Here is a 1,835-nt window from a genome sequence, read left to right on the forward strand (position 1 = left end):
GGGGGGTTGATGGGTAGGGGAGCGTCGTGCAGCCGGTGAAGCAGCAGAGTGATCTAGTTGTGGAGGCTGTGCGAGTGAGAATGCAGGCATGAGTAGCGAATCGAGGGTGAGAAACCCTCGCGCCGGATGACCAAGGGTTCCTGGGCCAGGCTAATCCGCCCAGGGTAAGTCGGGACCTAAGGCGAGGCCGACAGGCGTAGTCGATGGACAACGGGTTGATATTCCCGTACCCGCTTCAATGCGCCCATACTGAACCTCGTGATGCTAAGAGTCCTTAGCTCGGGTTGTCCTTCGGGACGACCGTCAGGGTGAACGCTCGATCCGATCGGGTAGTAGGTAAGCGATGGGGTGACGCAGGAAGGTAGTCCAGCCCAGGCGATGGTTGTCCTGGGGTAAGCATGTAGGGAGTGCGGTAGGCAAATCCGCCGCGCATTAATCCTGAGATGTGATGCCGAGCCGATTGTGGTGAAGTGGATGATCCTATGCTGCCGAGAAAAGCCTCTAGTGAGTGTTGTGGCGGCCCGTACCCTAAACCGACTCAGGTGGTCAGGTAGAGAATACTAAGGCGATCGGGTGAACTGTGGTTAAGGAACTCGGCAAATTGCCCCCGTAACTTCGGGAGAAGGGGGACCTCTGCTGGTGAAAAACTTTGCGTTTGGAGCTGGTGGGGGTCGCAGTGGCCAGGGGGAAGCGACTGTTTACTAAAAACACAGGTCCGTGCGAAGTCGTAAGACGATGTATACGGACTGACGCCTGCCCGGTGCCGGAACGTTAAGGGGACCGCTTAGTCAGGCTTTGTCTGGCGAAGGTGAGAACTTAAGCGCCGGTAAACGGCGGTGGTAACTATAACCATCCTAAGGTAGCGAAATTCCTTGTCGGGTAAGTTCCGACCTGCACGAATGGCGTAACGACTTCCCCGCTGTCTCAACCGCAGACCCGGCGAAATTGCACTACGAGTAAAGATGCTCGTTACGCGCAGCAGGACGGAAAGACCCCGGGACCTTCACTACAGCTTGACATTGGCGTTTGGAGCGTCTTGTGTAGGATAGGTGGGAGACTGGGAAGCTCGGACGCTAGTTCGGGTGGAGTCATTGGTGAAATACCACTCTGGTCGTTTTGAACGTCTAACTCTGGTCCGTGATCCGGATCGGGGACAGTGTCTGGTGGGTAGTTTAACTGGGGCGGTTGCCTCCTAAAGGGTAACGGAGGCGCCCAAAGGTTCCCTCAGCCTGGTTGGCAATCAGGTGTTGAGTGTAAGTGCACAAGGGAGCTTGACTGTGAGACTGACGGGTCGAGCAGGAGCGAAAGCTGGGACTAGTGATCCGGCATCGGCGTGTGGAAGCGGTGTCGCTCAACGGCTAAAAGGTACCCCGGGGATAACAGGCTGATCTTCCCCAAGAGTCCATATCGACGGGATGGTTTGGCACCTCGATGTCGGCTCGTCGCATCCTGGGGCTGGAGTAGGTCCCAAGGGTTGGGCTGTTCGCCCATTAAAGCGGTACGCGAGCTGGGTTTAGAACGTCGCGAGACAGTTCGGTCCCTATCCGCTGCGCGCGCAGGAGACTTGAAAGGGGCTGTCCCTAGTACGAGAGGACCGGGACGGACGAACCTCTGGTGTGCCAGTTGTACCGCCAGGTGCACGGCTGGTTGGCTACGTTCGGAAGGGATAACCGCTGAAAGCATCTAAGCGGGAAGCTCGCCTTGAGATGAGGTCTCCCACCACGAGAGTGGGTAAGGCTCCCGGTAGACGACCGGGTTGATAGGCCGGAGGTGGAAGCACGGTAACGTGTGGAGCTGACCGGTACTAATAGGCCGAGGACTTGACCACAAAGCAT

Annotated in this window: 1 rRNA gene (cut by a window edge); it reads left to right on the forward strand. The window is 57.4% G+C overall.

Annotated features, from left to right (window positions below):
- Positions 1-1,828: ribosomal RNA gene (locus ACBJ32_RS59245) — 23S ribosomal RNA — on the forward strand; it begins 1,373 nt to the left of the window's first position.
- Positions 1,829-1,835: the final 7 nt, after the last annotated feature.

Source organism: Nonomuraea sp. GTA35, assembly GCF_041950525.1.
Classification (GTDB): Bacteria; Actinomycetota; Actinomycetes; order Streptosporangiales; family Streptosporangiaceae; genus Nonomuraea.